The sequence below is a fragment of the Streptomyces angustmyceticus genome, from assembly GCF_040701845.1.
Lineage (GTDB): Bacteria > Actinomycetota > Actinomycetes > Streptomycetales > Streptomycetaceae > Streptomyces > Streptomyces angustmyceticus_A.
In genome coordinates this window covers 1-26,627 of record NZ_JBFBHQ010000004.1, presented here as the reverse complement: position 1 = coordinate 26,627, position 26,627 = coordinate 1, and the positions used below count along the sequence as shown (strand labels likewise).

Here is a 26,627-nt window from a genome sequence, read left to right as displayed (position 1 = left end):
ACCCCGTGCTGATCCATCCCTGGGACGCCCCGACCGAGGACTCCGAGTGGCAACAGTGGCTCGCGGCGCACGACTTCGGCCAGCTGGCCGCCAACGGACGGCCCGGCGAGCCTCCGATACTGCAACCACTGCACTTCGCCTACGACCCGGCCCGCCGCGAGGCCGTCACCCACCTGGCCCGCCCCAACCCTCTCTGGGCCGCGCTGGAGGACCGGCCGACGGTGCTGCTGAGCGTGGTCGACGACTACACCTTCATCCCCGGCCCCTGGCAGGCGGCCGAGGACCAGCCGCCCGAGCACGGCGTCCCCACCAGCTTCTACGCCGCCGTCCAACTGACCTGTACCGCCCATGTGGTGGACGACCCGGAGGAGAAGGCGGCGCTGCTGCAGCGCCAGTTGGGCCACTTCCAGCCGGACGGCGGATCGGCCCCGGTGGCCGCCGGTGCGGATCCGTACGGGCGGCTGCTGTCCGGCATCCGTGGTCTGCGCCTCGAAGTGCGAGAGGTCCGCGCCAAGTTCAAGTACGGAGGCAAACGGAGCGAGGCCGTCCAGCAGCGGATCTCGGAACGCCTCGCCGAACGGGACGGCCCGGGGGACGCCGCGGCCCGCACCCACCAGCAGCGCCGCCTGGCAGCCACCGGCACGGCCACCGTCCGGCCCCGCTCCTGAACGGCACCGCCGGAAGGGCCACGCCCCCGGCTGCCCGCTCCCGACCGCCCGGTTCCTGACCGGCCGGTTCATCGGCGCGTACCCGGCGCCCCCGGCACAACCGGCCGGGGGCACCGGGTCTCAGCCGCCCGCCGGCGCCGCGGGCCGCGCGGCCGTCACCGCCCCGCGCGCCTCCGTCACCGCCAACGCGGTCACGGCCGCCAGCAGCACGCCGGTGCCGAGCAGCGTCGCCGCCGTGAGCCGCTCCCCGAGGAACAGCACCGCGATCACCGCGGCCGACACCGGCTCGATCAGCGAGATCACGGACGCGGTCGCGGCGCGGACGGCGGCCAGCCCCGCGAAGTACAGCCCGTAGGCCAGCGCCGTCGGCACGGCCGCGATGTACCCGAGCAGCACAAGACTGCGACCCAGATCGTGCCCCTGGGGCCACAGCCCCTCCACCGCGGCGAGCGGCAGCAGACACAGCGCGGCCACGGCGAACGCGTCGATCGTCGAGGCGTACGGATCGCTGCCCCCGCCCTTGCCCAGCCGCCGGCCGGCCAGCGTCATCGCGGCGCATCCTGCCGCGGACAGCAGGGCGTACCCGAGGCCGGCGGGCCGGACGTCGGCGCCCTGGTCGCCCCCGAGGACCAGTACCGCCAGCCCGGCGAGTGCCCCGGCGACGGCCAGCACCCCGCCCCCGCCGAGCCGTTCGCCCATCGTCACGCGCGCCCCGAGGGCGATCAGGACAGGCCCCGCCCCCATGGTGACGACGGTGCCCACGGCCAGCCCGGTGGCTTCGACGGCCGCGAAGTAGGCCGCCTGGAAGACGGCGAGGGCGACACCGGTCACCACGATCCGGGTCACCCGCCGGCGCAGCGGCTCGTTCGGAGCGGGGGCGGCGACGGTGCCGGACCGGCGGCGCGGCAGCGCCCGTACGGCGAGCAGCAGGACCAGGCCGCCGAAGGTGCGCCAGAAGGTGAGGGCGAGCGGGCCCAGTCCGCTGTCGCGGTAGAGGAGGGCGGCGGCCGCGCCCGCCGTGCCCCAGGCGGTCGCGGCGAACGTCACGTACAGCAGCCCCCGGCCCACGGGCAGGGCGGAGGAAGGAGTGGCATGCATGAAGAGGTGCTCCGGGAAATCCAGGACGGCGCGGTGCGCCGTGGAGTGGTCGCGTGGTCCCGTGTGCAGGCAGCGACAAAACGGCTCGGGAACCTTCCCGGGCCGGGTTTTCCTCGGAGGCCGCCGCCCGCCTTACGCGGCGGGAGGGGGCAGCACGGTCGAATGCATGATCGCCACCCTACGTCGCCCGCGAACCGGCCGACAAGTCACTTTCGGGCGCGCCCCCGATGCGGCGGGGAACCGTGCGGGAAGCCCCGTCGGGTCCGCTACGCCCCGGACGACGCAGACGGAGCCGACGGGGCAGACGGAGCCGAGGACGCCGGGAAGTCCCCCGCACCGCCGGCGTCCGCCGCGTCCCCCGCACCGCCGCCCTGCGCCACCCGCACCGTCTGCGTCGTCTTCGGTTTGGCCGACTGCGCGATGAAGGCGCCGGTCAGCACCACCACGCCCCCGACGATCTGCGGCACGGAGAGGTGTTCGCCGAGCAGGACCCAGGCCAGGACCGTCGCGATGACCGCTTCCAGGCACGCGACCACCCCGGCCACCTGCGGCGAGAGCCGGCGGATGGAGACCACTCCGGTGAGGTACGCGGCCACCGTCGCGATCAGCACGATCCAGGCGAGCAGCAGGGCGGCGGGCACCTGGGTGCCGTTCATCTCCGCGCCGCCGCCGAGCACCGCCCAGTCCATGTCCCAGGGGCGGGCGATCACGGTGAGGACGACCGCGCCGACCAGCAGGCCGTAGCTGATCACGCCGAGCGGGTCCACGGTGTCGTCGCCGTCGGTGCCGTGGTCGGACAGCACGAAGTAGCCGACCTGGCAGCAGGCCGCGCCGAGGGCGAGGATGAGTCCGACGGCGTCGAGGCTCAGCCCGGACCAGACCTCGACGACGCAGGCCAGTCCGCCGACGGCCAGCACCACGCCGACCGCGGCGGCACGGGTGACCGGCCGTTTCTGTACGAAGCGGACCCAGCCCAGCACGAGGGCGGGCGCCAGGTATTCGATGAGCAGCGCGACACCGACCGGGATACGGGAGAGCGCGGCGAAGTAGCAGGCCTGCACCCCCGCGACGGCGAGCAGCCCGAAGCCCGCGAGCAGCGCCGGCCGGCGGCGCGGCAGTTCCCGGTGGCGCCAGGCGACCGGCAGCATGACCAGCGCCGCACCGGCGACCCGCAGCCAGGTGACGTGCAGCGGTTCGAGGCCGGCGGATATCAGGGGCTTGGCGGCGACGCCGGAACCGCCGAAGGCCAGGGCGGACAGCAGGGCGATGCCGAGGCCGGCGCGGCGTCCCCGGGACGCCTCGCTACGGCTCGCCCCGAGGGCGGGTGGTGGCGGCTGGGTCCCGCGGGACCCCGGAGTTCCCTGGCCCGGGCCGGTCGGTGGACCGGCCGGGCTCCCCGAAGACACGTGCATCGGGTCATCATGGCAGCCGACGTCAGCAGTGTGACCCCCCAGACCCCTGTCCGTCCCGGCCGGGCGTCACCCGTCCAGGCGGGCGGCGAGCCGGCCGGTGTCCACGGCGGCCCGGCGCAGCACCTCGACGGCGCGGGATTCGGGGTCGTCCACCAATGCGGCGAGCAGGTCGAGGCAGCCCGCGCGGGTGGCGTAGCGGGCATGGGCGCGGTCCAGGGCACCGTCCATGGCGGCGGCCGCGGCCGGTGACCATCCGGGGACCTGGCCCTCGGTGACCACGGGGACCGCGCCGGAGTCCTCGACGGTGCCGTGCCACCGGAGTCCGTAGCCGATGCTGCGCTGGACGAGGTAGCCCAGGAGCCGTGCGACCTGCGGTGCGCCCTCGAAGGCGGCGCGTACGGCGGGGTCCGATTCCAGGAGGCCGTGCAGCAGATGCGCGGTGTCGACCTGCCGGTCGCCGTCGCGGGTGGCCCGCCTGCGGGCGGCGGACACGACCGTCGCGAGCTCGACGGTGAGGCGGCTGTCGGACTCCTCCTGGGCGGGACCTTCGCCGCCACTGTACGCAGTACGGTTTTGCACAGCCCCCACCCCACCAGCCTCTGGGGGCCGGATCATCCCCGGCGGGGAGCATTTGCGTCTCCCACGGTGGTTGGGCACCGCCGCACGCGATCTCATCCTTGGGGAGGAGATGCGGGGGAATCATGGAGGCCGGACACACGAAGCCGGGGCGGGCCGTCGCGGAAGCCGGACGTACGAACCCGGGGCGGCGGTCGCGGCCGCCCCGGGCACCTCACCCTGAGACCCGCCTCGCCCCTCACCAGCAACCTGACGCATCATCAGAACGAGGCGTCATCGGTATTGAACCTTCACCCCCGCAGGACTACGTTCCGCGGCACCAGCCAGGGACCGCCACCGAAGGGGTGATCGCATGGCCGAAGTCACCGCGCAGGCCCGCATCGACGCGCCGGCCGAGAAGCTCTGGGACCGGCTCACCGACTTCGACTCCTACGGGGAGTGGAACGCCACCCACACCGCCTTCCCCAAAGGCGGCCCCGAAACGCTTGAGGTCGGCGCGGCCTACGAGGAGAACATGAAGCTGATGGGCTTTCCCGCGGAGGTCGTCTGGACGGTGCGGGAGCTGGAGCCGGGCCGGCTGCTCGACGTCCAGGGCAAGGGCCCGATGGGCGTCAGCCTGGGGATGCGCTATGCGCTCACCCCGGAGGGCGGGGCGACGGACGTACGGATCGACGGGACGTTCACGGGCGCCGCGGTCTCCCTGATGGCCGGCAAGCTCAGGGACTCGGCGGGCGCCGCGCTGAACGAGTCGCTGCGCAGGCTCGCCACCCTGGTCACCTGACCTCCGGCCCGCCGGGAGCCGCCCCTGCACCCGCGGCTCCCGACCCCGGCACACCCCCGGCCCCGAGGCCCCGAAGAAGCGCTCCCCCGTCGCCCCCGCTCGCCCCCTCCTCGCTCAGTCCTCTTCGGCAAGGATCAGGTACAGCTCCTTGCGCGCCTTGTTGACCACCGCCATGGCCTTCTCCCGCTGTTCGGGAGTGCCCGTGGCCCACACCTGGCGGAACGCCTCGACCAGGCCGCCGCCCGCCTTGCGGATCTCGTTCATCGCCTCCCAGTCGACACCGCGGCCGGCGTCCTCCCAGGGGGCGTCCGAGCCGCTGTCGGCCTCGGCGCGTCCGGCGTCGGTCAGCGAGAACAGCTTCTTGCCGCCCTCACTGGCGCTGGCGATCAGCCCCTCGTCCTCCAGGAGCTGCAGCGTCGGGTAGACCGAACCTGGGCTGGGCTTCCACGCCCCGCCGCTGCGCTCGGCGATCTCCTGGATCATCTCGTAGCCGTGCATCGGACGGTCCTTGAGCAGCGCCAGGATCGAGGCGCGCACATCGCCGCGCCGCGCCCGGCCGCGCGGCCCGCCGCGCCCCCGGCCGCCGCCGAACGGCGGGCCCCCGAAGGGCGGGCCGAACGGGCCGAAAGCCGCGCGCAGCCGCTCCCGGCCGCCCGGGAAGTCGCCCGGTCCGCCGCGACGGCCGGGTCCGCAGTGCTCATGTCCGTGATCGTGTCCGTGGGAACGCATGAGTACGTCCTCGCTTCCTATCGTTGATCTATTGCGATGTCTCAACGATATATCGGGACTGTTCGTCGAAGCAAGCCCCTGAAGTGCATCCCCCGGGACAGCGCGCGCACGACCGGCACGCCACCCGAGCCCCGCCCCTGCCGACGTCCCATGGCCAATTCCCTCGAATTGGCCTTGGCCTGCGGCTTTGTGGCACCTCTACGCTCGCGGCCATGAGGATTCGTATCGTCGACGCCTTCAGCGAGCGTCCGTTCACCGGCAACCCGGCGGGAGTCGTGCTCCTCGACTCCGGCGCCTTTCCCGATACGGCCTGGCTGCAGCAGGTCGCCACCGAGGTCAACCTCTCCGAGACCGCCTTCGCGCATCCGCTGCCCGCGGGCGGTGACGCCGACTGGGCGCTGCGCTGGCTCACTCCGGCCGCCGAGGTGAACATGTGCGGGCACGCCACTTTGGCCACCGCACACGTCCTGCACACCACCGGGACAGCCTCCGGTACGGTCCGCTTCCGCACGCGTAGTGGCGTGCTGACCACGACTGCCGACGCCGGCGGCGCGATCACCATGGACTTCCCGACCGCCCCGCTCACGCCGGTCGAGGTCCCGCCGGTCGTCGCGGACGCGCTGGGCACCGAGATCCGCTCCGCGCACGACACCGGTCCCGACGTCGGGGACCTCCTGGTCGAGCTGGCCGACGAGAAGTCCGTACGGGAGCTGTCCCCGGACCTCGGGGCGCTGGCCGGGCACGGCGGCCGGGGCGTGATCGCCACCGCGCGCGCCGACCGCCCCGAGGGCGGCTACGACTTCGTCTCGCGCTGCTTCTTCCCCGCGGTGGGCATCGACGAGGACCCGGTGACGGGCAGCGCGCACACCGCGCTCGCCCCGTTCTGGTCGGCCCGCCTGAGCCGTGCCGCGCTCGTCGGCCTGCAGGGCGCCGCCCGCACCGGCTTCGTCCGCACCGAACTGCGCGGCGACCGGACGCTACTGACCGGCTCGGCGGTCACGGTCATCGACGGCGAGCTGCTGGTCACCGGCTGAACCGGTCCCGGCAGGAGCCGTCTCGGGGAGGCGCGGCAGGCACCGACGGTGCCCCGCGCCTCCCCCGTCTCACGCCGTCGGCAGCCACCCCACGTGCCCCGCGAGCACCGCATAGCCGACGAACGCCACGGTGTCGATCAGGGCGTGCGCGGCGACCAGCGGCCCGACCCGCCCCCACCGCCGGTAGAGCAGCACGAAGATCACGCCCATCACCATGTTGCCGACGAAGCCGCCGATGCCCTGGTAGAGGTGGTAGGAACCGCGCAGCAGCGCGCTGGCGGCCAGCGCCGCCATCGGGGACCAGCCCAACTGCCCCAGCCTGCGCAGCAGATACCCGACGACGATGACCTCCTCCAGCACGGCGTTCTGCACCGCGGAGGCGATCAGCACCGGGATCTTCCACCACACCGCGGGCAGCGCCTCGGGAACCACCGTCAGATTGAATCCGGCCGCCCGCGCGCCCAGATAGAGCAGCAGACCGCTGCCCCCGATGACGGCCGCCAGCCCGGCGCCCCGGCTCAGGTCGAAGCCGGGCCGACGCCGGTCGAAGCCGATCGCGCGCAGCCCGCCGGCCCGTTCGCGCAGCAGGAAATGCGCCACCAGCACCACGGGGACCAGAGCCGTCGCGATACCGAACAGCTGCCAGGCGAGATCGAGCCAGGGCCGGCCCGGCGCATGCGAGCCGTTGAGCGTCGCCGCCTGATGCTTGAGGCCGCCGGGCTTGGTCAGCGATCCGACGAAACTGATCAGCGCCGACACCGCGCTGGCGCCCAGCGACAGGGCCAGGACGATCAGCGTCTCGCTCCGCAGGATGCTCCGGGACGGCTCCTCGGCCGCTCCCGCCCCCGGCCCCTTTCCGGGCCCGTCCCCCGGAACGTCCGCATCGGCCACGGGACTTGTATCCGACTGCACGCTTCCTCCACTTCCGCATTACCGCCTCGTCGCCACCACCGCCCCGCTAGGGTCTCGGCAGCAGGTACGAAGATCGCGCGCGACAGGCCGGGGACGGGCGCCATCCACGTGGCGCGCGTCCCCTCTCCCCATCGAATCCCGATCGAGCTCCGAGAAGGAGAGGCGCTACCGCAATGGGACGACACAGCTTGCCCGACGGCTCCGCACCGGAGCGCACGGGGGCCCGTTCCGGGGCCCGTCGGCGCACCCTCGTCATCGCCACCGGTCTCGCCCTGGCCGTCGCCGCGGGTTCGGTGGTGGCACTGCGCAGCGGCCTGCTCCCGTTCGGCGGCCCGTGCGACGGTCCGTCGGCGCGGCTCGATGTCGCCGCCTCGCCCGATGTCGTCCCGGCGCTCGAAGCGGTGGCCAGGACAGCGCGCCAGGACGCCACGCGCACCGACGGCAGATGTCTGGACGTCAGGGTCACCGCGCGCGCCGCCAACGACCTCGCCGACGCGTTCGGGCAGCGGCCGGTCGACCCCGAGTTCCAGGTGTGGATACCGGATTCGAGCCTGTGGGTGGACCGGGTCGAGGCGGAGCGCGGCACCCCGCTGACCGCCGCCGGTTCCGTCGCCTCGTCCCCCATCGTGCTGGGCGCCGTCCCCGCGACCGCCGCCTCGCTGGGCTGGCCCCGCAAGACCTACACCTGGACGAAGCTGATCCGGCGGGCGACCGCCGGCGACGGGCCGCGCCTGGGCGTCGCCGACCCGGCCCGCAGCGCCACCGGCCTGCTCGCGCTGGCCCGGACCGGCGCCGCCGACACCACGGACACCGACAACGCCGACGAGGCCCGCACCCGCACCGCCGCGACCGCCAAACTCCTCCACCAGCGGACAGCGGACGGCGACGGACCGGCCCTGGCCACCCTGCCGCGCAACGACTCCGGTGCGGAGCGGGACAATCCGCGCCGCAACCAGGCGCTGCTGCTGTCGGAGCAGGCCGCCTACGCCCACAACACGGCTGCGCACGGCGGCCCCGGTCTGCGGCTGTTCTACCCCCAGGACGGCCCGGCCCGGCTCGACTACCCGTACACACTGGTCGACGAGGCCGAGATGAGCCCCGAGCAGGCCCGCGCCGCCAGCCGGTTCATGACGCTGCTGGGCGAGAGCGACGGCCGGCGCACGCTGCGCGGGCACGGCTTCCGGACCGACAACGGCGCGGCGGACCCGAAGGTGACCGATGCCGCCGGCGGCCGCGCCCCGCAGCCGTACGCCGCATCCCCCGCCGATCCGCCGGCCGGCAAGGAACTCCAGGCCCTAATGGGGATGTGGACGGTCACGGTCCAGAACATCCGGCTCACCACGGTCGTGGACGCCTCGCCCTCGATGGGCGGCCCGGTCCCGGGCGACGGCCGGTCGCGGATGGAACTCGCCAAGAACTCCCTGCTCCAGGCGCTGGCCACCTTCACGCCCGAGGACGAGATCGGGCTGTGGAAGTTCGCCACCCTCCTGGACGGCGCCAAGGACTACGTGGAGCTGTCCCCCACCGGCCGCCTCGGCGACCGGGCCCCGGGCGGCGGCACCCACCGTGACGCGCTCACCGCCGCGTTCGGCTCACTGGCACCGGTGTCCCGCGGCGCCACCGGCCTGTACGACACCACCCTCGCCGCGTACCGCCGAGCCTGCGCCACGTACACGAGCGGGAAGCTCAACGCCCTGGTCATCGTCACCGACGGCGCCGACGACGATGCCGTGAGCCTCGGCCTCGACGCCCTGGTCGACAAGCTCAAGGGGCTGTCCGACCCCGGGAAGCCGGTCCCGGTGATCGCCCTCGCCATCGGCCCGGCGGCCGACACCGCGGCCCTGAACCGCATGGTGGCGCCGACCGGCGGCTCGGCCCACCGGGTCGGCGACCCCTCGCAGCTCCACCAGGCGCTCATCAAGGCCCTCATGACCGCGGGCGGCAAGAAGCCGCGCTGAGCGGGCCGGCCGCTCCGAAACCCGGCCCGCCGCGCCCACCGGGCACTCCGTCGCCCCCGCTACGCCCGTCGGCCGCTACGCCCCGTCGGTCGCCGCCCGCTGCGGCTCCCGTACGACGGCGCGGCCGCCGACCGGCCAGGCCACCGGCCAGGTGTGCACCGGCTCCCCGGAGTGCATCAGCTCGCCGTAGCGCCGGGTCATCGCGGCGAGCGCGGCGTCCCGGTCCAGGCCCTGGCGCCGGGCGTGCCGGCAGGCCGCGGCCTGCCATGACGCGCCGTTGACCCGGCGTCGGCAGCGCTCCTCGATGATGCCGAGGTAGTGGTCGCGGTCGGCCGGTTCCACCCCCCAGGCGTCCAGCCCGCGAGCCGCCAGCGGCAGCAGTTCGCTGCGGACCAGCCGTACGGCCGGGATGCCGGCGATCCCCCCGGACCGTCCGGGACGCGGCCAGTCCAGGGTGGCGTCGATGCCGTACCGGCAGGCGGCGTCGAAGTTGCGGGCCGCGGCGGCGAACGGGAGACGCGACCAGACGGGGCGCGGCTCCTCGGCCAGCGCCCGCACCAGTCCGTAGTAGAAGGCCGTATTCGCGATGACGTCGGCGACGGTGGGGCCGGCCGGCAGCACCCGGTTCTCGACCCTGAGGTGCGCGACGCCGTCGGCGACCGCGTAGACGGGGCGGTTCCAGCGGTAGATCGTGCCGTTGTGCAGGACGAGTTCGGCCAGGTCGGGCGCCCCGCCCTCGTCGAGGACCCGCAGCGGCTCCTGCGGTCCGCACACCGGCAGCAGCGGCGGGAAGTAGCGCAGGTTCTCCTCGAAGAGGTCGTAGGCGGAGTCGATCCAGCGCTCCCCGAACCAGGTGCGGGGCCGTACCCCCTGGGCCTGCAGCTCGGGCGCGCGGGTATCGGTGGCCTGCTGGAAGACCGGCGGCCGGGACTCGCGCCACAGCTCACGGCCGAAGAGGAACGGCGAGTTGGCGCCGACCGCCACCTGCACCGCGGCGATGGCCTGTGCCGCGTTCCAGACGGCGGCGAAGCGGCCGGGTGTCACCTGCAGGTGCAGCTGGACCGAGGTGCACGCGGCCTCGGGCGCGATGGAGGGCGAGCGGGAGACCAGGTGCTCGACGCCGCGGATGTCGAGGGCGAAGTCCTCGCCGCGGGCCGCCCGCATCTGGTCGTTGAGCAGGACATAGCGGTCGTTCTCGGAGAGGCTGGCGGCCGTGAGGTCGGTGGCGTGCAGGGTGGGCAGGATGCCGATCATCACGATCCGGGCGGCGACCTCGCGGGCCTTTCGCTCGGCGTAGGCGAGTCCCGTACGGAGTTCCTCGGCGAGCTGGTCCAGGACGCTGCCGCTCAATCGGTGCGGCAGGATGTTCACCTCTAGATTGCACTGGGCGAGTTCGGTCTGGAAATCGCAGCTGGCGATGCGTTCGAGAACCTGCGAGTTCATCATACGGGGCAGTCCGTCGGCGCCCGCCAGATTGAGTTCGATCTCCAGGCCCATGAGATTTTTGGGCCGGTCGAACCTCTCCTCCGCCAGGAGCCTGCGCAATCCCGCGAGACACTCGTGGAGCTTTCTTCGATAACGCTCCCGGTCCGCCAGGTCGATCCCGTCCGCGGCAACCTTCTCCCCCATCGACGGGTCCCTCCTCGAGTGAACGACCCGCGGCCACGGGCCGCTTGGGGCCTTCCCCGACTCCACCGGGGCTCACGCTACGGTCGATGATGCCCCGGCAATCTGATCGATAACGCCGCGGGGGCACTCCGGTACCGATAGGCTCGAAGTGGTCCGGCCTCCGGCACTCGCCATCGGCATATCTCGATGGCGCCGGCCTACAGCATTTCCCCGACGAGAAACACCGGCGAGATCCGGCCTACCGCGCCGCAGCGGCAATGCGAGGTGGCGTCGTAAAGAGGTTGCACAAAGCGGCGTAAAGCGCCTTGTGCAAGGGTCTGGATTTCCTCTTGCCGGAAATCCGCAAGGCCGGTAGTCGAAACACTTTCGGAACATACGTCGTATAAACTCCGCTTACGAGGCAGAGACTTGGCGCCCCACGTCCCGGTGCGCTCACCGGCACGGGGGCACAGCGACTGACCTCGCCGGGCCGCAGCCCCGGCCGGCCACGCTCTGACCCCGCACGCAGACAGCGTCGTTTGCACCTGCCACGCTCCACCGTGTCTCCGAAGCGAGAGGCGACCCACCATGCCGCTGCACCTTCCCCCTGCCCCCGCGCCTGCCCTGCGCAGCGTCCTCACCGCCCTCGGCTCGCCCACCGCCGTCCGCGAGGCCCCGGTCCCCGCGCTGCGCGCCCATCAGGGTCCGCTCAGCCCCGACCACCCGCTGCCCGTCCACGTCTGGGACGACGTCAGCGGGACCGGCGGCATGCCGCAGACCCGGCTGACCGGCTGGCGCTTCCTGGTCCGCGGCGGGGAGCGTGCCGTGGCGACCGCCGAGGCGATGCTCACCGCGGACGGCTGGGCCTTCGCCCGGTTCTGCGGCGGCCCCTACGTCGCCGCGACCGAGCAGGCCCTGGCGCAGGCCGAGGCGCTCGGCACGCCCTACCAGCCGCGGCTGCTGTCCGTCCCCGAGCTGTACATGCTCACCCTGTGGCTGCACCACGACACCGCCTCCGACGGCGCCGAAGGGCTGCCCGCGCCCGGTGACCTGCTGGTACCCCTGGCGCCCGCCCCGCCGGGGATCGCCGCCCACCGTCCGCAGCGCATCGCCGACCTGCTCCCCCGGCTCACCCTCCGCCTCACCCCGGCGACCCCGCTCCTCGCCGAACCCGCCTGAGCCGGCGCACCGCCCCCGGTTCCCGCACGAGCATGCCCCGCGGCCCCGTCCGGCCACGGGGCGCTCTGTCGCGCTCACCCACGCGGGCTAGTCCGTGGTTACCACTCCCAACCCTCTTGGGCAGGAGTGCAATTGGGAGCAACCGCCCGCATGGGTGACGCGTCCCTACCGAGTGAGTACCGCTGCTGCGAAATCCCTGCGGAATCCTCTCCGTGGGGCAACACTGGGACCGACCGAAGGAAACGGGGGAGCGGCCATGAACACCTCATCGAGCCGCACGACGACGTTCACCACACCGCAGCGAAAGACAACTTCCATGTGCCAGCACCAACCGCCATGCCCGTCAGCCGACTCCTCCGACCGGGAGGCCGCCCACCTTGTGGCGCACCACCCGGAGCAGGGCTGGAGCCTGCTCTGCAACGGCGTCCTGCTCTTCGAGGACACCGGTGAGCTGCTGCCGGACGGGCAGGTCATCGCCCCGCACCGCGCTCGCGCCACCGCCGCCGCCTGACCCCGAGCGCGGCACGCACCACAGGGCCCCCGGCAGATCTGCCGAGGGCCCTTGAATGTTGCGGTGGATCCGCTGCCGTGACTCAGTTGTCGTACGCGTCCAGCGGCGGGCAGGAGCAGACGAGGTTACGGTCGCCGAAGGCACCGTCGATCCGGCGCACCGGCGGCCAGTACTTCTCGGAGGCCTCGACGCCGGACGGGAAGACCGCCTCCTCGCGGGTGTAGGCGTGCGACCAGTCGCCACCGAGCGCGGCCGCGGTGTGCGGGGCGTTGCGCAGCGGGTTGTCGTCCTTGTCCCACTCCCCCGTGCCGACCTTCTCGATCTCCGCGCGGATGGCGATCATCGCGTCGCAGAACCGGTCCAGCTCGCCGAGGTCCTCGCTCTCGGTCGGCTCGATCATCAGCGTGCCGGCCACGGGGAAGGACATCGTCGGCGCGTGGAAGCCGTAGTCGATGAGCCGCTTGGCGACGTCGTCGATGCTCACGCCGGTCGCCTTGGTCAGCGGCCGGACGTCGATGATGCACTCGTGGGCGACCAGGCCGCCGGGGCCGGTGTAGAGCACCGGGTAGTGCGGCTCCAGGCGCTTGGCGATGTAGTTGGCGCTCAGCACCGCCACCTGGGTGGCGCGCTTGAGGCCCTCGCCGCCCATCAAGCGGACGTACGCCCAGGAGATCGGCAGGATGCCGGCCGAGCCCCAGGGCGCGGCGGAGATCGGTCCCACGCCCGTCTCGGGACCCGCGCCCGGCTGCAGCGGGTGGTTGGGCAGGTAGGGCGCCAGGTGGGCGCGCACGCCGACCGGGCCGACGCCCGGGCCACCGCCGCCGTGCGGGATGCAGAAGGTCTTGTGCAGGTTGAGGTGCGAGACGTCGCCGCCGAACTTGCCGGGCTCGGCGAGACCGACCAGCGCGTTGAGGTTGGCGCCGTCGACGTAGACCTGACCGCCGGCGTCGTGCACCGCCGCGCAGATCTCGGTGATGTGCTCCTCGAACACGCCGTGCGTGGAGGGGTAGGTGACCATCAGGACCGAGAGCTCGTCACGGTGCTTCTCGATCTTGGCGTGCAGGTCGTCGGCGTCGACCTCGCCGTCCTCGCCGGTCTTGACGACGACGACCTTCATCCCGGCCATCACCGCGCTGGCGGCGTTGGTGCCGTGCGCGGAGGACGGGATCAGGCAGACCGTGCGCTGCTCGTCGCCGTTGGCACGGTGGTAGGCACGTACCGCCAGCAGACCGGCCAGCTCGCCCTGCGATCCGGCGTTGGGCTGGATGGAGACCTTGTCGTAGCCGGTGACGGTGGCCAGCCGCTCCTCCAGCTCCTGGATCAGCGTGAGGTAGCCCTGGGCCTGGGCGGCCGGCGCGAAGGGGTGCAGCTGGCCGAAGGCGGGCCAGGTGACCGGCTCCATCTCGGTGGTCGCGTTCAGCTTCATGGTGCAGGAGCCGAGCGGGATCATGCCGCGGTCCAGTGCGTAGTCCTTGTCCGCGAGGGTGCGCAGGTAGCGCAGCATCGCGGTCTCGGAGCGGTACTGGTGGAAGACCGGGTGGGCGAGGTAGTCGTCGCTGCGCAGCAGGGCCTGCGGCAGCGCCTCGGCGGCGGCCGCGTCCAGCTGCTCGACGTCGCCGTGCACCCCGAAGGCGCCCCAGACGCCGGCCAGCTGCGCGCGTCCGGTGGTCTCGTCGCACGCGATGCCGACGAGGTCGGCGTCGACCTGCCGGAGGTTGACGCCGGCCTCACGGGCGGCGGCGACGACCTCGGCGGCCCGGCCGGGCACCCGCGCGGTCAGCGTGTCGAAGTACGCGTCGTGCACGATCTCCACCCCGCCGGCCCGCAGGCCCTCGGCGAGGACCGCGGCGTAGCGGTGGGTGCGCCGGGCGATGGTCCGCAGGCCCTCGGGGCCGTGGTAGACCGCGTACATGCCGGCCATGACGGCGAGCAGCACCTGCGCGGTGCAGATGTTGCTGGTGGCCTTCTCCCGGCGGATGTGCTGCTCACGGGTCTGCAGCGCGAGGCGGTAGGCCTTGTGGCCGTCGGCGTCGACGGAGACGCCCACCAGGCGGCCGGGCAGGCTGCGGGCGAACTGGTCGCGGACGGCCATGAAGCCGGCGTGCGGTCCGCCGAAGCCCATCGGGACGCCGAAGCGCTGGGTGGTGCCGACGGCGATGTCCGCGCCGAGCTCGCCGGGCGAGGTCAGCAGCGTCAGGGCGAGCAGATCGGCGGCGACGGTGACGACCGCGCCCAGCTCGTGGGCCTGCTCGATGAGCGCGCGCGGGTCGCGGACCGCACCGGAGGCGCCCGGGTACTGCAGCAGCACACCGAACACCCCGCGCTCGGCGATCTCGGCCGGGATGCCGTCCGACAGGTCGGCGACCACGACCTCGACGCCGGTGGGCTCCGCACGGGTCTCGATCACGGCGATGGTCTGCGGCAGACAGTCGGCGTCGACCAGGAAGACGCCCTGCTTGACCTTGCCGACCCGGCGGGAGAGCGCCATCGCCTCGGCGGCCGCGGTGCCCTCGTCCAGCAGGGAGGAGCCGGAGGTGGGCAGGCCGGTCAGGTCGGCGACCATCGTCTGGAAGTTCAGCAGCGCCTCCAGGCGGCCCTGCGAGATCTCCGGCTGGTAGGGCGTGTACGCCGTGTACCAGGCCGGGTTCTCCATGACGTTGCGCAGGATCACCGGCGGGGTGAACGTGCCGTAGTAGCCGAGTCCGATCATGGACGCCAGCACCTGGTTGCGGTCCGCGAGGCCGTGCAGCTCCTGGAGCACCTCGGCCTCGGTACGGGCCTGCGGCAGGCCCAGCGCCTCGGCGCTCTTGATGACATCGGGCACGGCGGTGGCGGTGAGCTCGTCCAGCGATCCGAACCCGATGTGCGCGAGCATCTTGGCCTGCGCCTCGTGGTCGGGGCCGATGTGCCGGTGCTCGAAGGGAGTGCCGCTTTCCAGCTCGGTCAAGGAGATGCGATTGGTGGTCATCTGCGGGGGCCTCCTGGTCACGCGACCTACGAGGGGCACCACGGCGCGGGTGCCCGGACGGCCTCCCCCTCTGTCATCTCAACCTGAGAGCTTCACCGGCCCACACGAGGCGGCCCGGCTTTCACCGTCGGTGAGGAGGGGTCCCGGAGCTGTGCCTTCCGCGGCCCGCCCTGCTTTCCAGAGTGACCTCGCCCACGCGGTACGTGTGCCTGAGAGATTCCGGGGAGGATTTGCTCCTTCGGCGCCCTGGTCGCGAACGATCAGGGACTCTCCCGCAAGGGGTCTGCGGCCATTGGCCAGCCTACCAGCGCGGCACTCGAAGGATCCTTCGAGTGGCCAGGGCATGAAATGTGCCGTTTGGTAGTTGTCAGAGGGCAGTTGCGACCAATTGGAGGGGCCGTGCAAACCGATATCGATCCCCGGAGCCTGATCGGCCGCAAAGCGTTCGACCGTAACGGCGCCAAAATAGGCACGATCGACGAGGTCTACCTCGACGACGCGACGGGGGAACCGGAGTGGGCGGCCGTGCGTACCGGACTCTTCAGCCGGGACGCGTTCGTCCCCCTCGAACCCAGCAAGATGGTCGGTGAGGGCCTGCACATTCCCTACGACCGTAAGCTGATCAAGGACGCACCGGACTTCGGCGTCGGCCGCCATCTCTCCCCCGAGCAGGAACTCCAGCTCTACCACCACTACCGACTGGATATCTCCTCGCCGACCGACCCGGTGTCCTCCCCCGGCTCCGGCGACCAGGACTTCGGCAAGATCGCCGGCTCGGACGACTGACCGTCCGCCGGCCCCCCGCCCACCAGCGGCAGGGGCTCCCCCGGCCGCAGCGCCGGATCCTCGACAGCAAAGGTCCGCACCCTCCCCGGTGCGGACCACGGCGTTTCGAAGCGTACGGTCACTCTCCCCACCCCGCTCCCCTGCACCCAGCCCGCGCCGTACTCGTCGTGCAGCACGTCCCGTCCCGGATCCCAGCGCCGCGGCCGCTCCTCCTCGGCCTCCACCGCCGCCCCGCCACCGGACAGCTCCGCCGCCGCCTTCGCGGCCTTCTCCGCCTCCTCCGCCTCCCGCTCCGTCGCCGCCTGGGCGAACAGATCCTCCTGTGTGAAGTCGGCCAGTCCGCTGACCCCCACGCCCAGCAGCCGCACGCCGCCCGTGGTGTCCACCGTCTCCAGCAGCCGCACAGCGGCCTCCCGTATCACCGCGGGGTCGTCGGTCGGCCCACGGAGCGTCTCGGAGCGGGTCAGGGTCGAGAAGTCGTAGTTGCGCACCTTGATGACCACCGTCCGCCCGGAGCGCCCGGCGGCCCGCAGCCGCTGTACGCAGCGGTCGGCCAGCCGCAGCACCTCGCTGCGCACCCGCGTCCGGTCGGTCAGATCGACCTCGAAGGTGTCCTCGACCGAGATGGACTTCGCATCCCGCTCGGCCACCACGGGCCGGTCGTCCCGGCCCAGCGCCATCGCGTAGAGCCCGGCGCCGTGCGCCCTGCCCAGCAGCCGCACCAGCTCGGCCTCGCCGGCCTCCGCGGTCTCGGCGACGGTGTGGATCCCGGCCCGGCGCAGCGTCTCGGCCGTCGCGGGCCCCACCCCCGGCAGCGTCCGCACCGTCATCGGCCCCAGCAGCTCGCGCTCGGTACCGGGCTCGATCACCACCAGACCGTTCGGCTTGGCAGCCTCGGACGCGATCTTCGCCAGCAACTTGGCGCCGGCCAGCCCCACCGAGCCGGTCAGGCCCGTGGCCGAGCGGATGTCGCGGCGCAGCTGCTCCCCCACGGCCCGCACCGCGGCCGTGTGCGGCGGCACCCCGCCCGCCTCCAGGTCGACGAACGCCTCGTCCAGGCTCAGCGGCTCCACCAGCGGCGACAGCGCGTGCAACAGCTCCATCACCACCTCACTCACCTGGCGGTACAAGGAGAAGCGCGGGGCGAGATAAGCGGCGTTGGGGCACAGCCGGCGCGCCTGGGCCGTCGGCATCGCGGAGCGGACACCGAACACCCGGGCTTCGTACGACGCCGTGGAGACCACCCCGCGCACGCCGATCCCGCCGACCACCACGGGCTTGCCGCGAAGGCTCGGCTTGGCCGCCTGCTCGGCGGCCGCGAAGAACGCATCCATGTCGAGATGCAGGATCGTCGGCGCGGGTCTCACATCTCCGATGCTGCCCCATGCCACTGACAATCGGCCCCATGCCGGGCCGGTGCGGCCGCCGGGACTCAGCCCGCCCGGTTGCGCCGCCGCGCCAGCTCGTCGTGCGGGTTCTTCCCGACCAGGGTCTCGCCGGTGTCCACACGCTCCCCGTGGAGCTGTGACAGCGCGCCCTCCACGTCCCGCCACACCACGCCCACGGCGATGCCGAAGACGCCCTGGCCGCCCTGGAGCAGGTCCACGACCTGGTCGGGCGAGGTGCACTCGTAGACCGTCGCGCCGTCGCTCATGAGCGTCATCCGGGTCAGATCCGCCAGCCCGCGGGCCCGGAGGTGCTGGACGGCGGTGCGGATGTTCTGCAGCGACACCCCGGTGTCCAGCAGCCGCTTGACGATCTTCAGGACCACGACGTCCCGGAAGCTGTAGAGCCGCTGGGTGCCGGAGCCGTACGCAGGCCGGATGCTCGGCTCCACCAGGCCCGTACGCGCCCAGTAGTCGAGCTGCCGGTAGGTGATGCCCGCTGCCGCACAGGCGGTCGGGCCGCGATAGCCGATGCTCTGCGCCTCGCAGTCCCCCGACACCGCCGCGGCCGGTGCCGGGGCAGGGTTCGCTGCTGCGCCCGAGTGGAGCGGCAACGCCCCTTCCGCCGCCATACCGTCGCCGGTGATTGCCACGCCGCCCTCCGTCCTCCACGTCCCGGACGGGACCTGCCACATCGACGGTATGCAGTCACTCGGGGTGCGTCAACGATCGCCGCGCTCGCCACGCCGAGTGATAATCACCCTACGAGTGGTTTCTCGTGACCCCGCACGGGGAACGGCTAAGTGTTTGGCCGGAAACAGGCGGTCCGTCTGGCCGGTATTACTGGCTGTTGGTGCCGAAGTCCTCGGGCGAGATCTGGTCGAGGAACTCGCGGAACTTCTCCACCTCGTCCTCCTGCTCGTCCGGGATGGCGATCCCCGCGTCGTCCAGCACACCGTCGGTACCGAAGATCGGCGTTCCGGTGCGCAACGCCAGCGCTATGGCGTCGGACGGACGCGCACTGACCTCGACTCCGCTCGCGAAGACGAGTTCGGCATAGAAAACCCCCTCGCGCAGGTCCGTGATGCGCACCTGCGTCAGTTCCTGGCCCACCGCTTCCAGCACATCCTTGAAAAGGTCGTGCGTCAGCGGCCTGGCAGGGACCATGCCCTGCTGGGCAAAGGCGATGGCGGTGGCCTCCCCTGGCCCGATCCAAATGGGCAAGTAGCGATCGCCTCCCACCTCCCGCAGGAGCACGATCGGTTGGCTGGAAGGCATTTCCACCCGGACACCCACGACGTCGAGCTCGTTCACACAGCAACCCTAGGACGTGCCCGGCCGGTTTGGGTAGTCGGGCACTCGTTTGCTCACTACAGGCGGACCCGCAAAGCGCTCTGCACCAGTGCCGCATGCAGCCGTACGGACAGCGTGGCCAGCTCCCTGGCGGTGGCTTCGGCATGGGCCCTGGTCTGCGGGTTACGGTGCCGCCGAAGGGGTGCAACGACCTGCTCGACCAGGCCCGCCTCGCGCTCGGCGGCCGCCTTCACGGCACGCAGATGCCGCGGCTCGAGGCCGAAGCGGCCCAGGTCCGCGACGAGCTTGGCGACCGTGACGGCCTCGATGTCGTATCCGCCCTCCGCATGAGGGACGATGAGCCCGTAGGACTCCCAGTCGGCGAGCGCCGTCTCGTCCACCTCCGCGGCGGCCAGCAGCTCCGCCCGGCCGATACGGGCAGCCGTAGGACGCTCCTCAGCGGGGTCGTGGACGCCTTCGACGAGATCACGGGAGGGTGTGGCCGGAGCCGGCAGCGGCACCCGCTCACCGCGCTCCAGGGCGTCCAGATGCTCCCTGATGACCTTGAGCGGCAGATAGTGGTCCCGCTGCATCCGCAGGACGGCCGCCAGGCGCTCGACGTCCTGCGGCGTGAATTTGCGGTACCCGGAAGGCGTGCGCTTCGGCTCGACCAGTCCCTCGGCCTCCAGGAAGCGGATCTTGGAGATGGTGACCTCGGGAAATTCCTCCCGCAGCAGGGTGAGCACCGTGCCGATGCTCACCGGCTTGCCGTCCGAGGAGGCGGCGCCGGAGAACCCGGCGCCGCCTTTCGGTGTATCGCGCATATGCCTTCCCCGGCCGGTCAGATACCGGCGCCTCGCTGGCTCGCGTAGAAGACCAGGCGGAACTTGCCGATCTGGACCTCGTCGCCGGTGGCGAGGGTGACGGAGTCGATCCGCTCACGGTTGACGTAGGTGCCGTTGAGGCTGCCGACGTCGGAGACCGTGAAGAGACCGTCCGGTCCCCGGCGGAACTCCACGTGACGGCGCGAGACCGTCACATCGTCGAGGAAGATGTCGCCCTGCGGGTGCCGGCCCGCCGTCGTCAGCTCGCTGTCCAGGAGGAAGCGGCTGCCCGAATTCGGACCCCGCCGGACGACCAGCAGCGCCGATCCCAACGGAAGGGCGTCGACGGCCGCCTGGGCCTCCGGGGACAGCGACGGCGCCAGATTCTGGCCCGTCGTCTCCGAGTCGTAGGCCTCCAGCCCCGAAATGGAGATCGTGGAGGTCGTCTCGGACGCCCGCTCGGGCTGAGCGCCCGCGCGAAGCGGCGCTCCACAGTTGGAACAGAACCGGCTCGCCTCGGCATTCCGGTTCCCACACCTCGTACAAACCGGCAAGGCCGACCCTCCACCCGTGCGTGCGGCTGATGGTTCCTGGGAACCTATGCGGCCGGCACCGGAGGGGTCAACAGAACCCGCACCGTACCCCCCGGACGGACCGCTGACCTCGTCACGGAAGAGCGGACGGTCCTCGGCGGCGCCGCTCTCGTCGGGCCTGCCCGACGCACGGTGCCGCGCGGAGCCGCTGTCGCCATCCTGGCGGGCGCTCTTGCCGAACAGCTTTCCAAACAACTTCACGGGCGATTCCCCTTGAACGACATAGACCCGCCCGTGGGGCAGGACGAACCCTCGATGCACACACCGGCCGATCCGGACATCCTGTGAACGTCCGTGGCCTTCAGACAGTTTCCACCACACACCACACGCACGGTGCGTCGACCCCCCGCTACCTCATGCCCTCGCCGGGCACTCGACATACCTGTACGCCTCACTGCGATGACGACCGAGCGTAGTCAGGCCGCTTCGCCTCTCGCAAGGCGTCCACAATGATCTTCTTCTCACGGGTCACAGACACCTTGGCCTGCTCCTTTTCCAGAGTCTGGACCACTCCACCGGGGATGTTCAGCGCCGGTTCCAGGTCCTCCGGCTTACCGATGACCTTGAAACGGTACGGCTGCACGACGCGCTTCCCGTCGATCCCCACGCCACCCCTGACATCCGACAGCGAGGTGTTCGCGACGACCCGGACGTCATTGACCTGGATGGCCTCGGCGCCGGCCGCCCGCAGCTCCTGGATGGTGTCCAGCAGCTTGTCCGCCTCGACGGAGTGCGCCGGGTCGTCGATGGTCAGGGTGATGCCGGGCCCTTGCGCCGCGACGGTCCCGGCCAGCACGCCCAGCTGCTGTTCCTTCTCCACGGTCTGCTTACGGGCCTCCTCGGCCTGGTCCGAGCTGTTCGCCAACTCGGTCTTCTGCCCTTCCAGGCGCCGCTGTTCGTCGGTCAACCGCTGGGAGCGGTTGTCCAGCTCGTCCAGAATGCGCACCAAGTCCTCCTGACGCGCACCCCGCAGAGCACTGCTGTCACTTGTGGAACGTACCTGAATCGCCAGGCCGAGGCCGAGAATGAACAGGAGCAACGCAACGATCAGTTGAGCCCGGGTCAGCCGCGGCGGCCACAGGCTCGCCACCAGCCGCTCCCGGCCGCTCATCGGGCGCTGCGCACTCCCGTCGGCAACCGCCTCCGGAGTCGAGGAGTCTGCCCCTTTGTCGGCCTTGTGTCCAGCACTGTCCGGTTCGTGAGCCTCGGTCTCTTCCTCGGCCTCGGCCCACTCCTGGGCGCTCCGGCTCTCGGGCGGCATCGGCCGCCGGCCTGCCGGGCCGCTGTCCGGCTCGGCTTCGGGCTCCCGTTCCTGGGCCGGTTCCGACTCCGATTTCGGCGCCGGCTCCGGTTCGGGCACCGCTCCCGGCTCCTGCTTCGGCTCAGGCCCGGGGCGCTCCGGCCGCTTCGCGGGCTCCGGCTGATCCGCCGGCCGCGGCCACTCCGACTGCTCCGGCCGTCCTGCCCGCTCCGGCTGTTCCTGCTTCTTCTCGGGCTCCGGGGTCTCCTCCGTCGGCATCGGCCTCACGCCCGGAAGACGTGCCGGCGGATGGCGGCGGCGTTGGAGAAGATCCGGATACCCAGCACCACGACGACGCCCGTGGAGAGTTGGGCGCCGACGCCCAACTTGTCGCCGAGGAAGACGATCAGCGCGGCGACGACGACATTCGACAGGAAGGAGACCACGAAGACCTTGTCGTCGAAGATGCCGTCCAGCATCGCGCGCAGACCACCGAACACGGCGTCCAGCGCCGCGACGACAGCGATCGGCAAGTAGGGCTCGACCACCGTCGGCACCACGGGTCGGACGACAAGCCCGACCACGACTCCCACGATGAGGCCCAATACGGCGATCACGATGTGCCCTTCCCTATGTCGGTGCCGTCCGCCTTGGCGGCACCGGCCTGCGGCTTTGCGGTACGTACGATCAAACTGGGTGCGGGCGTCAGCGTGATCTCGTGCTCCACGGAAATCCGGGTGCGCACGCCGTAGTTCTCCTGCAGCACGTGCAGGTACTGGCCGTCGGCGCTGTCCTGGAAAGCGGTGCTCAGCCTCTGCCCGTCCCCCACCGCCAGCACCGTATAAGGCGGTACCAGTGGCTTGTTGTCGACCAGTATGGCGTCTCCTGCGGCTCTGATCGCCGAGAGTGACGTAAGCCGCTGTCCATTGACGGAGATGGCCTCCGCACCCGACGCCCACAGCCCGTTGACGACGCGCTGCATGTCCCTGTCGCGCACCCGCCCCGTGTCCGAAAATCCACTGCTCTCGCGCGGTCCGCCGCCGCTGGATTCCGCGTCCTTGGCATCGTCCACGACGAGTTTCACGCCCGGCCCGGAGACCTGGGTCGAACCGGACAGCAGGCCCAGCACTTCGGCCTTGTCGCTGCCGTGCTGCTTCAACGCCTCGCGCTGCATCCTGCTGACGTCGTCCCGGAGCGCATCGACCCGCTGCTGCTGCCGGTCCGCCTCACCGGTGCCCTTCTGGATGCGGTTGATCAGTTCCTCGCGCTCCTTGGCGAGCGTCGGTGCCGATATGCGCGCCTGCGCCGCCCCCACCGTCACCACGAGCGCGGCGAGCACCAGACCGGCAGCCAGGCCCAACTTGGCCCGCAGGGTACGCGGCAGACCGCGCACACCCGTTTCGGACTTCCGGGCGGCGGCCTCGGCGTATCCGTCGTCGAGGCTGTGATCCATCACATTGGTCAGCAGCGACATGGACGCATCGGGGCGCGCGGCCGAGGTCTTCGTGTTGCTCCGATCGGGGCGCTGCTGCGACATGCCGCACATCGTCGCACGTCGGCCGTGCGGTCTCCCAATGGCCCCACCGGCGTGCCGATCCACGGCCCGCCGGTGGGGTCCGGGTCAGCGTCCTGCGCTGTCCACCACGGCGGACCACTCGTCCAGCAGCTGCAGGGCGGAGGCGTCGTCCGGCCCTTCCGCCCACAGGTGGGTGACCGCCTCGGCGGGGTCGGGCAGCACCAGTACCCAGCGGCCGTCGGGCTCCACGACCCGTACACCGTCGGTGGTGTCCACGTCCCGGTCACCGGCCGCCTCGACGACATGCCGCATGACCAGCCCCTTGACCGCCCACGGGGTGGCCAGGTCACGGCGCTGGACGTGCGCCCGCGGGATGCGCGCGTCGATCTGGCTCAGCGTGAGCTGGGTGCGGGCCACCAGCCCGATCAGCCGGACGAAGGCCGCGGCACCGTCGAAGACGCTGCTGAACTCGGGGATGAGGAAGCCGCCCCTGCCGTCCCCGCCGAAGATGGTGGCGTCGTCGCGCCCCACCCGGGTCAGATCGTCGGGAGAGGTCGTCGTCCACTCCACCTGCGTCCCGTGGTACGCCGCCACCTGCTCGGCGATGCGGGTCGTGGTGACCGGCAGTGCCACCCGCCCGGTGCGCCGCTCCGCCGCCACCAGGTCCAGCATGACCAGCAGCGCGCGGTCGTCCTCGATGATCCGGCCGCGCTCGTCCACGAGCGAGAGCCGTTCGCCCACGGGGTCGAAGCGCACGCCGAAGGCGGCCCGGGCCGAGGCCACGATCTCGCCGAGCCGCACGAGTCCGGAGCGCCGCGCGTCGGCCGTCTCGGTCGGCCGGGACTCGTCGAGCCCGGGATTGATGGTCAGGGAGTCGACGCCGAGCCGGCCCAGCAGGCTGGGCAGGACCAGGCCCGCGCTGCCGTTCGAGGCGTCCACGACGACCTTCAGCCCGGACTCGCTGATCCCCGTGATGTCCACGGCCCGCAGCAGCGACCCCGTGTAGGAGTCGAAGACACTGGCCGGGAAGATCAGATCACCGATCTCGCCGGGGAAGGCGCGACGGTACTCCTGGCGGGCGAAGACCCGGTCGAGCTTGCGCTGGCCGGCCTGTGAGAGATCGGCGCCCCGCTCGTCGAAGAACATGATGTCGACGGAGTCCGGCACGCCGGGCGTCGTCCGGATCATGATGCCGCCGGCGCTGCCACGAGCGGTCTGCTGGCGGGCGACGGGCAGCGGGACGTTCTCCAGGTCGCGGACGTCGATGGCACTGGTCTGCAGCGCGGAGATCACGGCGCGCTTGAGCGCCCGGGCGCCGCGGGAGTGGTCTCGCGCGGTGGTGACCGTGGAGCCCTTCTTGAGCGTGGTGGCATACGCGCCCGCGAGCCGTACGGCGAGTTCCGGCGTGATCTCGACGTTGAGGATCCCGGAGACGCCGCGGGCGCCGAACAGATGCGCCTGGCCCCGGGACTCCCAGATCACCGAGGTGTTGACGAATGCGCCGGCCTCGATGGTCTTGAACGGGTAGACCCGCACATTGCCCTGCACGATCGATTCTTCACCGATGAGGCACTCGTCGCCGATGACGGCGCCGTCCTCGATCCGGGCGGCCCGCATGATGTCGGTGTTCTTGCCGATCACACAGCCGCGCAGATTGCTCTGCTGCCCGATGTAGACGTTGTCGTGCACCACGGCCCGGTGCAGGAACGCCCCGCTCTTGACGACGACATTGGAGCCGACGACGGTGTGCTCCCGAATCTCCGCATCCGCTTCGATCTTGGCGTAGTCACCGATGTACAACGGCCCGCGGAGCTCGGCATCGGGGTGGACCTCGGCGCCCTCGGCGACCCATACGCCGGGCGAGATCTCGAAGCCGTCGATTTCCACATCGACCTTGCCCTCGAGGACATCGGCCTGTGCCTTCACATAGCTTTCGTGCGTCCCGACGTCCTCCCAGTAGCCCTCGGCGATATAGCCGTAGATCGGCTTGCCTTCCTTCATGAGCTGCGGAAAGACATCGCCCGACCAGTCGACGGGCACATCGGGCTCGAAGTAGTCGAAGACTTCCGGCTCCATGACGTAGATGCCGGTGTTGACGGTGTCCGAGAAGACCTGGCCCCAGGTGGGCTTTTCCAGGAACCGTTCGACCTTGCCGGCCTCGTCGACGATGGTGATGCCGAACTCGAGCGGGTTGGGTACCCGCGTCAGGCAGACGGTGACAAGGGCGCCCTTCTCCTTGTGGAACCTGATCAGATCGGTCAGGTCGAAATCGGTGAGGGCGTCACCGGAGATGACGAGGAAGGCGTCGTCCTTGAGGGCCTCCTCGGCGTTCTTCACGCTGCCCGCGGTGCCGAGTGGCTTTTCCTCATTGGCGTAGGTGAGCTCCATCCCGAGCTCTTCCCCGTCGCCGAAATAGTTCTTGACGAGCGAGGCAAGGAATTGCACGGTCACGACGGTCTCATTGAGACCATGCCGTTTCAGCAGCCTGAGTACATGCTCCATGATCGGCCTGTTGGCGACCGGAAGCAGCGGCTTGGGCATACTGGACGTCATGGGGCGAAGGCGTGTTCCCTCGCCGCCGGCCATCACAACGGCCTTCATGTCGGAAGCGTCCTCCTCTAAGAGACGACGGTCTTGCCGACTTCACTTGTCCAAAGCGCCCGCTGTTCCTGTTCTCACGTACGGGCGCCGGGCCCTGGCACAACCTGCCGGTTCGGAGAGCTCAGTCGGCCGTGGCGTCCGCCCTGATGATTCGACGGACCTGGACCACGTAGAGGATCCCTGCCCACCAGTAGAGCGCCGTACCCCATCCTGCGAACGCCCATCCGAAAACTGTGGCGAGTTCGTGAAGCCAGCCCCTCCTGTCGCTCAGGAGGAGCAACGGGAAGGCATACATCAAGTTGAACGTAGCCGCTTTGCCCAGGAAGTTCACCTGGGGAGGCCCGTAGCCGTGGCGTCCGAGGAATCCGACCGCGACGAGCAGCATCAGCTCCCGTGCCAGCAGGGCACCGGTGAGCCAGAGCGGCAGGATCTCGCGCCATGTCAGACCGACGAGCGTCGACAGGATGTAGAGGCGGTCGGCAGCCGGGTCGAGGATGCGGCCCAGGCTGCTGATCTGGTTCCAGCGCCGGGCGAGCTTGCCGTCCAGATAGTCACTGACGCCGCTCAGCGCCAGGATCAGGAGCGCCCAGAGGTCAGCGTTCGGGCCACCGAATTCCGGCCACAGGATCAGCCACAGGAACACCGGCACGCCGACGAGGCGCGCCATGCTCAGGATATTCGGGATGGTGAGGACGCGATCCGTCTGGACCCGCGTCTCCTGGACCTCCACGCGGGGGCCTCCTGTGGGGGAAATGTGTCAACGATGCACCCTGACCTTACCCGGCCCGCCGGCCGAGCCGTGCCGCGGGTCCCCGGACGACGACAACGCGGAAAAGCCCCGCACCATACGGTGCGGGGCTTCCCACAAAGATTGTTCGGCGGCGTCCTACTCTCCCACAGGGTCCCCCCTGCAGTACCATCGGCGCTGAAAGGCTTAGCTTCCGGGTTCGGAATG

At 71.3% G+C, this 26,627-nt stretch carries 24 protein-coding genes, 1 rRNA gene and 2 riboswitches; of the genes, 7 read left to right on the top strand and 18 right to left on the bottom strand.

Annotation, left to right across the window (positions count from 1 at the left end; translation table 11 throughout):
* The first annotated feature begins 5 nt into the window (after positions 1 to 5).
* Positions 6 to 668: an FMN-binding negative transcriptional regulator gene (locus tag AB0411_RS11030; RefSeq protein ID WP_366416965.1), complete on the top strand. Its 663-nt coding sequence runs from the start codon at positions 6 to 8 to the stop codon at positions 666 to 668.
* A gap of 120 nt (positions 669 to 788) precedes the next feature.
* Here the strand turns inward: AB0411_RS11030 and AB0411_RS11025 are convergent, their stop codons facing one another.
* The 3 genes from AB0411_RS11025 to AB0411_RS11015 form a co-directional block, all read right to left on the bottom strand.
* Entirely contained in the window at positions 789 to 1,766 is a 978-nt protein-coding gene (locus AB0411_RS11025) for a DMT family transporter (protein WP_366416964.1), read from the bottom strand.
* Between the two features lie 266 nt (positions 1,767 to 2,032).
* A complete protein-coding gene (locus AB0411_RS11020; protein WP_366416963.1) occupies positions 2,033 to 3,178 on the bottom strand; it encodes an EamA family transporter in 1,146 nt (381 codons plus the stop codon).
* Between the two features lie 66 nt (positions 3,179 to 3,244).
* Positions 3,245 to 3,757, bottom strand: a complete 513-nt coding sequence (locus tag AB0411_RS11015; protein WP_366416962.1) for a Clp protease N-terminal domain-containing protein — start codon at positions 3,755 to 3,757, stop codon at positions 3,245 to 3,247.
* A gap of 349 nt (positions 3,758 to 4,106) precedes the next feature.
* Between AB0411_RS11015 and AB0411_RS11010 the strand changes: the two genes are divergently transcribed.
* Positions 4,107 to 4,535 carry a type II toxin-antitoxin system Rv0910 family toxin gene (locus AB0411_RS11010; RefSeq protein ID WP_366416961.1) on the top strand — a complete coding sequence of 143 codons (429 nt, stop codon included), beginning with the start codon at positions 4,107 to 4,109 and terminating at the stop codon, positions 4,533 to 4,535.
* A gap of 114 nt (positions 4,536 to 4,649) precedes the next feature.
* Here AB0411_RS11010 and AB0411_RS11005 read toward each other — a convergent pair whose 3' ends face one another.
* On the bottom strand, positions 4,650 to 5,264 hold the full coding sequence (locus tag AB0411_RS11005; protein WP_366416960.1) for a PadR family transcriptional regulator: 615 nt from the start codon (positions 5,262 to 5,264) through the stop codon (positions 4,650 to 4,652).
* 212 nt (positions 5,265 to 5,476) lie between these two features.
* Here AB0411_RS11005 and AB0411_RS11000 point away from each other — a divergent pair, with 212 nt between their 5' ends.
* Complete coding sequence (locus AB0411_RS11000) at positions 5,477 to 6,298, top strand: PhzF family phenazine biosynthesis protein (protein ID WP_366416959.1); 822 nt, start codon at positions 5,477 to 5,479, stop codon at positions 6,296 to 6,298.
* Positions 6,299 to 6,367: 69 nt separating this feature from the next.
* Here the strand turns inward: AB0411_RS11000 and AB0411_RS10995 are convergent, their stop codons facing one another.
* Positions 6,368 to 7,189: a CPBP family intramembrane glutamic endopeptidase gene (locus tag AB0411_RS10995; RefSeq protein ID WP_366416958.1), complete on the bottom strand. Its 822-nt coding sequence runs from the start codon at positions 7,187 to 7,189 to the stop codon at positions 6,368 to 6,370.
* Positions 7,190 to 7,383: 194 nt separating this feature from the next.
* Here AB0411_RS10995 and AB0411_RS10990 point away from each other — a divergent pair, with 194 nt between their 5' ends.
* Positions 7,384 to 9,168 carry a substrate-binding domain-containing protein gene (locus tag AB0411_RS10990; RefSeq protein WP_366416957.1) on the top strand — a complete coding sequence of 595 codons (1,785 nt, stop codon included), beginning with the start codon at positions 7,384 to 7,386 and terminating at the stop codon, positions 9,166 to 9,168.
* 75 nt (positions 9,169 to 9,243) lie between these two features.
* Here AB0411_RS10990 and AB0411_RS10985 read toward each other — a convergent pair whose 3' ends face one another.
* Positions 9,244 to 10,797, bottom strand: coding sequence for a glutamate-cysteine ligase family protein (locus tag AB0411_RS10985; protein WP_366416956.1), 1,554 nt, complete (start codon positions 10,795 to 10,797; stop codon positions 9,244 to 9,246).
* 567 nt (positions 10,798 to 11,364) lie between these two features.
* On the opposite strand from AB0411_RS10985, the gene AB0411_RS10980 reads away from it, so the two are divergent.
* On the top strand, positions 11,365 to 11,955 hold the full coding sequence (locus AB0411_RS10980) for a hypothetical protein (RefSeq protein WP_366416955.1): 591 nt from the start codon (positions 11,365 to 11,367) through the stop codon (positions 11,953 to 11,955).
* 316 nt (positions 11,956 to 12,271) lie between these two features.
* Positions 12,272 to 12,466 carry a DUF5999 family protein gene (locus AB0411_RS10975; protein ID WP_279627945.1) on the top strand — a complete coding sequence of 65 codons (195 nt, stop codon included), beginning with the start codon at positions 12,272 to 12,274 and terminating at the stop codon, positions 12,464 to 12,466.
* 82 nt (positions 12,467 to 12,548) lie between these two features.
* Here AB0411_RS10975 and gcvP read toward each other — a convergent pair whose 3' ends face one another.
* A complete protein-coding gene (gene gcvP / locus AB0411_RS10970; RefSeq protein WP_366416954.1) occupies positions 12,549 to 15,434 on the bottom strand; it encodes an aminomethyl-transferring glycine dehydrogenase in 2,886 nt (961 codons plus the stop codon).
* A 60-nt stretch (positions 15,435 to 15,494) separates the two neighbouring features.
* Positions 15,495 to 15,621: riboswitch (glycine riboswitch) on the bottom strand.
* Positions 15,622 to 15,719: riboswitch (glycine riboswitch) on the bottom strand.
* Positions 15,720 to 15,833: 114 nt separating this feature from the next.
* On the opposite strand from gcvP, the gene AB0411_RS10965 reads away from it, so the two are divergent.
* Complete coding sequence (locus AB0411_RS10965; protein WP_170314272.1) at positions 15,834 to 16,220, top strand: PRC-barrel domain-containing protein; 387 nt, start codon at positions 15,834 to 15,836, stop codon at positions 16,218 to 16,220.
* On the opposite strand, the gene AB0411_RS10960 is transcribed toward AB0411_RS10965, so the two are convergent.
* The 11 genes from AB0411_RS10960 to rrf all read right to left on the bottom strand — a co-directional run.
* Entirely contained in the window at positions 16,127 to 17,587 is a 1,461-nt protein-coding gene (locus AB0411_RS10960) for a DNA polymerase IV (protein ID WP_366416953.1), read from the bottom strand. The two genes, AB0411_RS10965 and AB0411_RS10960, sit on opposite strands and share 94 nt — an antisense overlap.
* Before the next feature lie 65 nt (positions 17,588 to 17,652).
* Complete coding sequence (locus AB0411_RS10955; RefSeq protein ID WP_366416952.1) at positions 17,653 to 18,258, bottom strand: MerR family transcriptional regulator; 606 nt, start codon at positions 18,256 to 18,258, stop codon at positions 17,653 to 17,655.
* Between the two features lie 187 nt (positions 18,259 to 18,445).
* Positions 18,446 to 18,919 (bottom strand): bifunctional nuclease family protein, encoded by a 474-nt coding sequence (locus tag AB0411_RS10950; RefSeq protein WP_006606439.1) that lies wholly within the window; start codon positions 18,917 to 18,919, stop codon positions 18,446 to 18,448.
* A 56-nt stretch (positions 18,920 to 18,975) separates the two neighbouring features.
* The gene (ftsR, locus tag AB0411_RS10945; protein WP_366416951.1) at positions 18,976 to 19,722 is read right to left on the bottom strand and encodes a transcriptional regulator FtsR; all 747 of its coding nucleotides are present in this window, start codon (positions 19,720 to 19,722) and stop codon (positions 18,976 to 18,978) included.
* 17 nt (positions 19,723 to 19,739) lie between these two features.
* Positions 19,740 to 20,588 carry an FHA domain-containing protein gene (locus AB0411_RS10940; RefSeq protein ID WP_366417386.1) on the bottom strand — a complete coding sequence of 283 codons (849 nt, stop codon included), beginning with the start codon at positions 20,586 to 20,588 and terminating at the stop codon, positions 19,740 to 19,742.
* Between the two features lie 118 nt (positions 20,589 to 20,706).
* Positions 20,707 to 21,834, bottom strand: a complete 1,128-nt coding sequence (locus AB0411_RS10935) for a DUF881 domain-containing protein (protein WP_437041641.1) — start codon at positions 21,832 to 21,834, stop codon at positions 20,707 to 20,709.
* A 5-nt stretch (positions 21,835 to 21,839) separates the two neighbouring features.
* Positions 21,840 to 22,172: a small basic family protein gene (locus tag AB0411_RS10930; protein ID WP_003984969.1), complete on the bottom strand. Its 333-nt coding sequence runs from the start codon at positions 22,170 to 22,172 to the stop codon at positions 21,840 to 21,842.
* On the bottom strand, positions 22,169 to 23,101 hold the full coding sequence (locus tag AB0411_RS10925; RefSeq protein ID WP_366416950.1) for a DUF881 domain-containing protein: 933 nt from the start codon (positions 23,099 to 23,101) through the stop codon (positions 22,169 to 22,171). The genes AB0411_RS10930 and AB0411_RS10925 overlap by 4 nt, the downstream gene beginning before the upstream one ends.
* 75 nt (positions 23,102 to 23,176) lie before the next feature.
* Positions 23,177 to 25,672 carry a mannose-1-phosphate guanyltransferase gene (locus tag AB0411_RS10920; protein WP_366416949.1) on the bottom strand — a complete coding sequence of 832 codons (2,496 nt, stop codon included), beginning with the start codon at positions 25,670 to 25,672 and terminating at the stop codon, positions 23,177 to 23,179.
* A gap of 121 nt (positions 25,673 to 25,793) precedes the next feature.
* Positions 25,794 to 26,402: a CDP-alcohol phosphatidyltransferase family protein gene (locus AB0411_RS10915; RefSeq protein WP_366416948.1), complete on the bottom strand. Its 609-nt coding sequence runs from the start codon at positions 26,400 to 26,402 to the stop codon at positions 25,794 to 25,796.
* Between the two features lie 143 nt (positions 26,403 to 26,545).
* A 5S ribosomal RNA gene (gene rrf, locus AB0411_RS10910) occupies positions 26,546 to 26,627 on the bottom strand; the annotation flags it as partial.